This is a genomic window from Mucilaginibacter polytrichastri, assembly GCF_001911425.1.
Lineage (GTDB): Bacteria > Bacteroidota > Bacteroidia > Sphingobacteriales > Sphingobacteriaceae > Mucilaginibacter > Mucilaginibacter polytrichastri.
This window is the reverse complement of the sequence record NZ_MPPL01000001.1, coordinates 4,097,768-4,107,232: the sequence shown is the minus strand read 5'-3', so window position 1 is coordinate 4,107,232 and position 9,465 is coordinate 4,097,768. Positions and strand designations below refer to the sequence as shown.

The 9,465-nt window shown below is 44.2% G+C and carries 11 protein-coding genes and 1 pseudogene; 3 read left to right on the top strand and 9 right to left on the bottom strand.

Annotated elements, in window-relative coordinates; genetic code table 11:
- Nucleotides 1–64 precede the first annotated feature (64 nt).
- The 8 genes from RG47T_RS17545 to RG47T_RS17510 form a co-directional block, all read right to left on the bottom strand.
- Entirely contained in the window at nucleotides 65–523 is a 459-nt protein-coding gene (locus RG47T_RS17545; RefSeq protein ID WP_074490739.1) for a PH domain-containing protein, read from the bottom strand.
- Nucleotides 507–1,103, bottom strand: a complete 597-nt coding sequence (locus RG47T_RS17540; RefSeq protein WP_074490738.1) for a hypothetical protein — start codon at nucleotides 1,101–1,103, stop codon at nucleotides 507–509. Before RG47T_RS17540 ends, RG47T_RS17545 begins: the two co-directional genes overlap by 17 nt.
- Before the next feature lie 5 nt (nucleotides 1,104–1,108).
- Nucleotides 1,109–1,879, bottom strand: a complete 771-nt coding sequence (locus RG47T_RS17535) for a DUF4099 domain-containing protein (RefSeq protein WP_074490736.1) — start codon at nucleotides 1,877–1,879, stop codon at nucleotides 1,109–1,111.
- Between the two features lies 1 nt (nucleotide 1,880).
- On the bottom strand, nucleotides 1,881–3,056 hold the full coding sequence (locus RG47T_RS17530) for a zincin-like metallopeptidase domain-containing protein (RefSeq protein ID WP_074490735.1): 1,176 nt from the start codon (nucleotides 3,054–3,056) through the stop codon (nucleotides 1,881–1,883).
- Complete coding sequence (locus RG47T_RS17525; RefSeq protein WP_074490733.1) at nucleotides 2,995–3,477, bottom strand: M23 family metallopeptidase; 483 nt, start codon at nucleotides 3,475–3,477, stop codon at nucleotides 2,995–2,997. The genes RG47T_RS17530 and RG47T_RS17525 overlap by 62 nt, the downstream gene beginning before the upstream one ends.
- Nucleotides 3,474–3,815: a hypothetical protein gene (locus RG47T_RS17520; RefSeq protein WP_139235724.1), complete on the bottom strand. Its 342-nt coding sequence runs from the start codon at nucleotides 3,813–3,815 to the stop codon at nucleotides 3,474–3,476. Before RG47T_RS17520 ends, RG47T_RS17525 begins: the two co-directional genes overlap by 4 nt.
- Before the next feature lie 87 nt (nucleotides 3,816–3,902).
- On the bottom strand, nucleotides 3,903–4,313 hold the full coding sequence (locus RG47T_RS17515; RefSeq protein ID WP_074490731.1) for a hypothetical protein: 411 nt from the start codon (nucleotides 4,311–4,313) through the stop codon (nucleotides 3,903–3,905).
- Nucleotides 4,314–4,328: 15 nt separating this feature from the next.
- Entirely contained in the window at nucleotides 4,329–6,305 is a 1,977-nt protein-coding gene (locus RG47T_RS17510) for a type IV secretion system DNA-binding domain-containing protein (protein WP_245770849.1), read from the bottom strand.
- Nucleotides 6,306–6,677: 372 nt separating this feature from the next.
- On the opposite strand from RG47T_RS17510, the pseudogene RG47T_RS26820 reads away from it, so the two are divergent.
- Nucleotides 6,678–7,795 (top strand): annotated as a pseudogene (locus RG47T_RS26820) (S1/P1 nuclease).
- Nucleotides 7,796–7,934: 139 nt separating this feature from the next.
- On the opposite strand, the gene RG47T_RS17490 reads toward RG47T_RS26820, so the two are convergent.
- On the bottom strand, nucleotides 7,935–8,723 hold the full coding sequence (locus RG47T_RS17490) for a hypothetical protein (protein ID WP_074490727.1): 789 nt from the start codon (nucleotides 8,721–8,723) through the stop codon (nucleotides 7,935–7,937).
- A 346-nt stretch (nucleotides 8,724–9,069) separates the two neighbouring features.
- Here RG47T_RS17490 and RG47T_RS25790 point away from each other — a divergent pair, with 346 nt between their 5' ends.
- Together RG47T_RS25790 and RG47T_RS17485 are read left to right on the top strand one after the other, a co-directional pair.
- The gene (locus RG47T_RS25790; RefSeq protein WP_139235725.1) at nucleotides 9,070–9,243 is read left to right on the top strand and encodes a DUF3606 domain-containing protein; all 174 of its coding nucleotides are present in this window, start codon (nucleotides 9,070–9,072) and stop codon (nucleotides 9,241–9,243) included.
- A 45-nt stretch (nucleotides 9,244–9,288) separates the two neighbouring features.
- Entirely contained in the window at nucleotides 9,289–9,462 is a 174-nt protein-coding gene (locus tag RG47T_RS17485) for a DUF3606 domain-containing protein (protein ID WP_083627449.1), read from the top strand.
- Nucleotides 9,463–9,465 lie beyond the last annotated feature (3 nt).

The following is a 9,465-nucleotide window of genomic DNA, read 5'->3' as shown; positions in this document are numbered from 1 at the left end:
AGCTTTCATAATGGTAATTTATTAATTAAAAATACTAAAATAATTAGTATATTCCAAGCGCTTTTTAATTTAATTCGTAAATATTATTGTTTTTTCGGGCAGCCAATACCCTGTCCCTGATAGTATCAGTGATGGTAGATTCAGGGATTCCCTGAAATTGTATCACCGAATTTTCGGGATCAGTGCTTTTTAATGTCAGGTACATCAATTTGAATAGCTGTAAGATAAACGATTGGGTAATAATATAATCCTTCACCCTGAACATTTCAAGCTGGTCAATTCGCTTAAAGAAAATTCCGCGCGTCAACCGGATATATTCATTAGTAATCAGGTATTGGAAACTACGGATGTATAATAGCCGATACCAGGCGAAGCCACAAACTACCAGGCTGAATAAAATAAAGTATGGGGACAACCACCAGGACAACAAAAGAAAAGTGATGGCTAATAAAATCAGCGGCAGGGCTTTCAGGAATGCAAACAGCATGGCCGGCCTTAATAAAATATCATCGTTCGGAGTCATATTTTAATTGATCTAAAAAGGTTAGTGAATTAACCGGCTTACCGGTTCGGAAACGTGGGCGAATACCGAAGGCTTCCTGAAAAGCATGCAGGGAGATGTGTTCCTGTTTAAAAATCCGTGAACTGTCATCGCGATAAATATGAATTTCAGCGGCCTTATAAAATATACGGATGGGGATATTTTTTATAACAGCTACTAACTTAATATCGGTGATATGACCTACCAGGTCTTTGCCAAATACCAGTGTAACCTTACGGCCAGGAAAAGTTTGCCTGATCCAATCACCCTGTTCGACATGTAGCCTGTTGCCGATAGCGACAAAGGCCAGTTGCTCCAGCCGGGGATACCGGTGGCGGTTCAGTGTTATGAACGCCATCGCCTCCATTACCGAATGGGTAATGATCAAGTGTGTCGCATTTTGAGTTCCTGCAAACCAAAGGTTTGTCGTAGCCGGTACGATGTGAAATCGTTCATCATAATGTTCATATTGATCGCCATAGCAAAAGGAAAGGTCAGCAGCTATATTAAAAAAGGCCTGGACTTCCAATGGAATTCCAAGGCCTGTTAAAATGCGGTTCATCGTCCTTACCGTCCTTTACGCGATTGGGACCGTTCAAACTCGTGGGGCTTAAATCCATGCTGGTTCTCGATATCCTTGATCGCCTGGTAATAACCGGGGCTCAGTTTCTCAGCAGCCTTTTGGTCGCGCTTTTGGTTGAATAACGCATTTAGTCCTTTAAATACCATATAAGATAAACCGCCATCCATTAAGATGGAAGCAACCAGTGCCAGTTTATTGGAGCGGATTCCGTGCTTGTCTGTTGCCGAATAGCTGAAGCGGGTGCCGTCCGGTATCTGCACTTCCTTGCCCTTCCGGTATTGCTCTTTTTGAGCCTGGGTTAGGAATTCGTTATTAACCATATCAGGGGCTAAGATCTTCTCCGTATCCGAAACGATAAATTCCCTTGTTTCAGGATCGTATTCGACCAGCATTTCCTTTTTATTGCCATGGTTATCAAGGGCGATTCTCAGCACGCTGCCTACTTCACCCTTTTCTAATTGCAGGGCTTCATTTTTGGTCAACAGATCAGGTATTTCCGCATCCCGGTAAATCGGGTGAATCAAAAGGTCAAGCTGGCCCTTTTCATTTGGCTTCAGTGATATTTTTGCATTGATAGATTTGATCTTAATATTTTCCGCTTCCAGGTCATGCAATTCCATTAGGCCAGTACGGCGACCTGAAAGCAAAGCTTTCAGGTCATCGACATTTAACAAGAGCTGACCGCCTGAGGCCAGCCCGATGGTTTCCAGGTCCTTGACCGGGAGATCATTTTCGTGAAACTTTATCGGGTCCATGTTAACGGCCTATTTTTTGAGTTTGCCCCTGTTCCTCGGACTGACCCTGTTCTTCTTCCAAAACCATTTCCGGTTCACGAGGGTTGGTTTTAGCTTCTAACAGGGATTTATAAAGGCCATAGTCGGGCTTCAATACCTTGCGGGTACCGTCGGCATCTTCCACCTTGATACTTTTTGTTTTGTAAGTTTCCAGCACCTTATAGGTGGTATCCAGGTAATTAATCTCGTCACCTTTCTTAAACCCCGGCTCAGCGCCTTGCTTCTGTTCCCGCTTTTGACTGGTACCTAATAAAAGATTAGCGATCTTTTGAGCGTCCCTTGTCGCTTTGGCAATCTCAAATGGCTCATCCTTTAAGATCTTGGCAAAGGTGCTCATGTAAGCAGCTTGCTGACCGAAGTTATGGCCGATCTTTAATTCCCCGCCGATCAGAATCCCGGCAATGGCTGCCCGCATTTCTTCTCTTGCGTAATCCAATGATCCGAATTTGCCTTCCATCGGGCGGTTAAGACGGCTTTCATGGCCGCTCCAATGTGCCAACTGATGAATGGCAGTCTGCAGGTATTTAGTTTCGTTCTCAAAATGTTCCGGCTCGGGCATAATTATGGCATCGCGCAGCTTATCATAATAAGCTTCCTGCCCGCCGTGGATGATTACCGCTTTGCTGTCGTCGATCATTTTTGCCGCCCGTTCATTTGGTGACAGTGTTTGACCCTCATTTTGCTTGGCCAAAAATTCTTCCAATGGCTGTAAGTCTTTCAACTGACTTCCATTGAACAGGAATGCCTGACCACGCTGCGGTTTTTCAAATTCCACAGTTTTAGTTTGTGTCACACCTGCATCATCCTTGATAACCTTACCCTCTGCGGTACGGATAGCCTGAATATCGCTGGTCTTTGGAAACTCGATCATGGTACCCTTTTCGTCTTTTTTAACCCAATTGCCGGCGTAACGCGCGGCGTCAGCTGACATCCAGCGTGGGTCGTCATGACGTTGCATGCCGAGGATCAGCGCATTCATTGCGCTGTAGCCTTTACCGGTAGTTGGATTGATCGGTTTAACAAAGGCAGGCATGCCATTTTCTTTAATCGGTTTTTGAAACAGGGAATTACCCTCTTTAATTTCTGCCACCAGCTTGTCTGAAAGCTGGATCGGCAGGGCTTTGAAAGTTTTGCTCATTTTCTTGTTTAATTAGCAGTTCATATAAAAATTTAATTGGATTGATGTATTTGTGCCTGTAGCAGATGCTGAAGTGCAGGTGTTCGCCTGTCACATGCCCGGTAGCACCCGTAAGGCCGATTGGCTCACCCGCACTCACGCTATCCTGGGTAACTACCCATATTTGGCTGAGGTGACCGTAAACTGATTCTATGTCGCCATGGGCCAACCTGATGTTAATCCCTAATCCTGTGTCGTAGCCAGTGGATTTTACCAAGCCATCCAGAATGGCAAAAACGGTGTCATGGCGTGCCTTGAGATCAACACCTAAATGCATGGCAGATTTGCCGGTAAGCGGGTGGATACGGTAACCGAAGTCAGAATTAATTTTGAGGTGCTTAAGGGGCAGGCAGACCAGGCAAAAACTGATCAGAAATTTCATCGGCTGTGGGTCTTAGCCAATTCCTGTTTATAGGAAGGATTAATAAAGTCCAGTACCTTTTCCTGCACTCCGGGATGGTCGTTGGCAATGGCCAATGCCGAATACAAAGCCTGTGACGTGCCCCTATCCTGCAGCAGCATGATTTTGTACATGGCCTTGAAATCATCAAGCGGCATCGATGAACCATTATTGGTCAGGTCGTCGAAGACCTGCTGCTTGTCTTTGAGCATCATGACCTGCCCGGCGGGGTAATATGCTTCGCCCCCCTCCGGAAAACGTACATAGTTTTCAGTTTCAGACCTGGCGTAGGTTAAAACGCCTATTTGACCTTTCTTCATTTCCGGATCATTTTCTACATCCGGTTGTACCAGAACGAGTGTTCCGGCTAAACTTCCGTTAATTTCCATAATTTTAGTTGTTAATTTTTACCTGCCCCGTTTGTAGGATTGTTGGTGGCCGAGGCTGTCCTCCAGAGATACCAATGCAGCGGAAACCGCATCCGGATTCTTTTGCGCGATCTTCATCGCCTTAAGGTGCTGCGGAGCCGTACCGTAGTCCAGCAGCAGTGCTATATTTTTGAGGTCTTTAAATGTCGCGGGGGTCATCGTCATGATATTATCTTCGATGTGCTGATAAATCTGATCGGATGTTTTGAATACTAAAACCGCATCCATGCGGTAAAGCCCACGCCGGTCATCATCAAATCTTACCCTCACCAGATCTTCCGCAAGTGATCCTACAGTTATACTTCCTATTTCTCCTTGTTTCTCGGCCGGATCTTCGGGCAATTCGGGATGAACCATTACAGCCATGCCCGTTAAGTCTTCATCTGTCATGTTACAATTATTGGGTTAGTCGTTTTTCTTCATGGAGGCTTTGGCAGGAGTGCCCGATGCCTTCGGCTTAAAAGCCAGTACCATTTCCTGAATCTGCTGGCTGATATGGTTGAAGTTCTGACGAAGCTTTTCGTCCATTTTTCCATCAAAATCATAAAAGGATGGTAAAGTCTTGTAGTTTTTTTCTTCCTGGTTGATAGCCTCCAGATCAAGATTAATCCGACAGTTTACGGCTGAAGTTTCAAACTGCCCGGTATACTTTTCCTGCACATCAGCCGCAATTACACCCACCATCTCTCCCGAGTTTAATGAAGCGATCTTTCCGGCAGGGATCAATACTTCCAGCTTTTCATTTAAGGAGGTTGACGTTTTGTTACGGTCGATGGACAGCCCTTCACCGATCTGTTTGGATTTACCAAAAAGCCGTTCCAGCCATTCTAATGTTTCTTTATTCCTTACAGAACCGGAAAGGACAGTCCCAACGACAGCGGTAATTGTGGCTGCTGTATCTTTACCATATTGCTGATTGAATTGGGGCAGTTCTTGTAATCCCATTAATACAGCGACCTTGTTCGATCTTGCGGTTGCAATCAGGTTTTCCACCCGGTGAACAAACAGCGTGGGTACTTCGTCCACGATGAGCGCCGAAGGCAAATTACCTTTGGTGTTGATCAGCTTCGTCAGGCGGTTAATGATAATAGAATAGCAGGCCGAATTGATATTTTGGGTATTCGGGTCGTTTGCCAGCACCAGTATTCCGGGATTTTCCTTTGCTGAAATTTTCAGGTCAAAGTCATTCCCTGAAAAAACCCAATACATTTCTTTTGTTGCTAAACGGCTGATAAAGATCTTTAAAGTACCGATCTGGCCTTCTAACTGGTCTGTAGCCTTCGCATTATAAGCGGTCATAAAGGGAGACAGCAGGGAGCGCAATTCAGGTTCAGAGGTCAGGGCATTAAAAATATCCTCATAGGAATGGTTAAGCAGTGCCAGCACATGGGGAAAGCTGGAATAAATGCCGCCTTTATATTTGCTCATGAAATACACACATGACGCTAAGAAATTAATGGCAGATTGCGTAAAGAACTGGTCACTGCCGCCGGAACGGTCACCTTTTTTCAAGGCCTCCACCAAAGCTTCGGCAGTTTCTGCCGCATCTGCAAGTGACTTGATATAGTCTGCCCGCCAGGGGTTGATCCTGCGGCTTTTTTCAATATCATTTAAATTGATGACATGAAAGGCAAAGCCATTCAGTTTTCCGTTTTGCTTGGCCAATAAGTAATGGTAGTAAGCAATATGGCCGAGGTCGGGAAACTTAAAATCGTACAGGCATACCGCAAACTCTTTAGCAATCAGCTGACGAATAAAGGGATTGACGATGCTAAACGATTTACCCGAGCCTGGCGTTCCGATGACCATGGTGCCACGAAAAACATTGCAGATATTGATCCAGCCATTCCTGACTTTGCCCTTGTAATAGAAAAGCATGGGGATGTTGACCGAGTATGGTGTATCCACGCGCTTGACCGGCTGCATGAAGCTCTCCGCTTCGGAATTCCATTTGTCCTTGCCCAGGCCGGATTTGATGAACTTGGAAATGTTGTCCATAGACACGCTTACCATGAGCGCCCCCGCGAATGAGCAAATCATGTAAAGCAGGTTATACCAGCTGGTATAGGCAAATGCTACCGGGGAGGCACGACCCTCGAACACAATGCTGCCGAAGAACAGGAACAGACCGATTGCAAGCGGATAGATGATATGCTTTTTAGGGTCGAGGTCTGTTTTCTTTTTTGCCAGCGTACCGATGCTGACCAGGCAGATGAGGCCAAACGTGGTCAGCTTACTATAGACCAGGACAGAATAAATTATAAGGTGACTGAGCTTATCCAGTGGAGTAAAAAAAATGCCCCAGAATCGGAATAAGTGCCGAAGGCTGAGGGAACGAGGTACGAGTGACCGAATTATGCCGAAGTCTTTTGCAAACCCCACGACAACTCCGGGCTTGATTTTAGCTGCGCTTTTTACCCGTTTCGTTTAAAATAATTATTGATTAAATAAAAAAATGCCATTGGAGCCGTAGGCGATAAAGACTTCAGACAACAAAAAAAGGGAAACCAAAAAGGCAAATCATTGGACCTCCGCTGCCTGCAAAAAAAGAAACACCATTCACTTTTCGCATCATGGATTGCAGCGGCATCCTTCGTAGAAGATATAGCGGAAAGCCAGGCCCGAAGGGGATGCCCTAATTTTGAGGATTTTTTTAGGAAAAATTAAAGGGAGAATGAATCCGGAAGATCTCAGGGTTTAAACTACTAAAGGATGTTAACACGATGTTAACCTTTGGCTCTTTATCTTTGGACCATGAAGAAAAGTGTATGGACCATTTTGATGGTATTTGTTGCGGTGATATTGATTTCGTGGGGAAGTGTAGGCCATAAGACAGTGGCCACGATTGCGGAGGCTCATCTTAACCCGGCTGCTAAAAACTCAATTAAGGCATTGCTTGGTGATCAGGCCATTGGAGATATTGCATCCTGGGCGGATGAAGTAAGGAATACGCCGGAATATAAAAAAACCGGTCCCTGGCATTATGTAGATCTGCCTTTGGGTTATTCCTTTGCGCAATTTTCTGAGGAGGTAAAAAAACAGGGTGCAGATAATGTCTATGGCGCGATATAGCACTGCGAAGAACAATTAAAAAGTAATACGACGAGTAATGAGGAAAAAGCCACCGCACTGAAATTCCTGGTACATTTCATCGGTGATAGCCACCAGCCCATGCATGTCAGCCGTGCGGAAGATAAAGGCGGCAACACCATACAAGTTCAATTTAACAGTAAAGGCAGTAACCTTCATAGCCTATGGGACAGCGGGCTGATCGGCCGCGAAAGAAAACATTTGATCAGATGGCCAAAGATTATGACAATGCCAATCCACAACAAATAGCCCAATGGCAAAAAGATAGCCCCATGCAGTGGCTATGGGAAAGCTACCAGGTCAGTACCAAGATTTATGGCGATGTAGCAAAGAGCAACAAACTGGATGATGCCTATTACCAGGCGAATATCCCGGTGGTGCAGCAGCGTATCGAGATGGCGGGTATCCGTTTAGCGGGTGAGCTTAATAAAATATTTGCTGCCTATCCGGTTACGGGTAAAGCTGAAACGCATATCGGAACACCAATGGCAGCCAACGTTCCTAAAGTGATCGATATTAAAGATGCAGCTTCGCACCTGAATGAATGGGTGTCGCTAACAGCAAAAGCCTACAGCACAAGAACAATGGGTGAAATGACCCTGGTTAATCTTGGCGCTGCCTATCCTGATCAGTTGCTAACCCTTGTGTTAAGAGAGGGCGCGAAGGATAAGTTCAAAGACCTGGAAGGTAAAATTATCACCGTATCGGGGAAGGTGATCGACTACAAGGGTAAACCTGAAATCATCGTAACCGATGAACAGCAATTAAAGATAAATGAATAATGATTGCAAGGCTCCCGCCTGAACAGCCGGCGCATTATTAATGAACATTGGAACTATAAATAAAAATGCCCTCAACACTGTATTAATATTGAGGGCATTTACGCTCATTCTTGTCAGGAAAGCTCCGAAATTGCTTATGCTAATTCATCTTGGTAATCATTTCGTCTGCCTGCGCAGCCAAATTTGCCACATGTCCAATCAAAAAATGTTCGAACATTGTCCATAATTGCTCACGATCAATAGGGAGCATTTCCTCATTCAAAAGATTATCCACGAAACCTTCAGCATCCCAAAGTTTGCGGGTTGGCTCGGGATGGAGTGGTTCCATACGCTCTATGACGTAATCAAAGACACCGTTTGCCATCTCTACAAATTCAGCACGATCTGCCTCACTCAACGGTAGGGAAGTAATTTTTACGCTTGTTTCAGGGTCATACACTTTCCGTGGTTCGTCGCTTTCATTATCAGTCATTTCGGCTAAACTTTTATCTAAAAGATAAGTGGGAGAAAATATGACAGATTCATCATAATGACTGAGGCAATATTTGTAGTAATCCAATTCATCATTAGGGTCGAAAACCATATCATGTTCGCGCTCGACACCCGCGACTTGGATGTCCCATTCCACTAAAGGAATTTTATTTTGATTGATAAATTTCAGCTTTGCTAATTCCAGTTGAGGCTTGGTGGCGTTTATTAAATCCGACCATTTATTAAGCCTGAGCATTTTTGCTACGAGGTGTTGCGCGCTCATCAGACTGAAATCTTCATTGTCGATTTCGTAGTCCTCGAAAATGGCATCGATGTCAAAGAATTTTGGTTCATATTCCAAATATGACTTGCCATTCTCAGCTGAAATAGTTTTTTTGGTTTTGTAATCTCGATGGAGATTTTTTGCTTGAAGTTTGAAAAAATCGATGTGGTTCATAATATATCCTTACGTTAACCAAGCCGATTACCTGAAATTTGCGTCCGTAATCTGTGGTTCGATAATAAGCCTGGTATAAGTTTATATTATCTAATAATTGGATGATGAGATCTTTGCACGGACGAGCGGGCTTACCAACAAGCACACCCAAAAGTAAATTGATTTTGCCTGAAAAACAATAGCCGTTTTGTTTTTCAATTTACATCAAAAGATAAATGGTATTGTGGAATAAGTAACCTTTCAATCTGAAATATAATCATACCTATCACTTGAAATAAAATAAATTAGAGGTTAAAACAGTGTGTTTGTTACCTTGTTATCAATAGACATGTAAAACAATGAAACTATGGCAACAAGAGGATCAAAAGTGGAGCGGAGTTCCGTATCGGAACAACCACATGAATTAAAGTATGAAGCAAAGAAAGAAGGCACATCACCTAAAAAGGTAGAAGAAGCCAAAAAGGCTACCGGCAGTAACAAACGTGCTGTGGTTGAAAAGAAACTTGAAGGAAAAAAATAAGGAAAGCCCCGCAAGGGGCTTTGTTGTCCGGGGATCATACAAGATATGAATAGAAAAATTAAGGTTAACACGCCGGATACTCGTTCGGTAGATATTGATGACGCCTACGCCCTTGAATTTTGGGCGAGGGAATTCAATGTATCCCAGGAAAAAGTAAAAGCAGCAGTCTTGGCTGCCGGAACTGCCGCGTTGGATGTAAAGCGTGAACTAAAAAAATAGCAA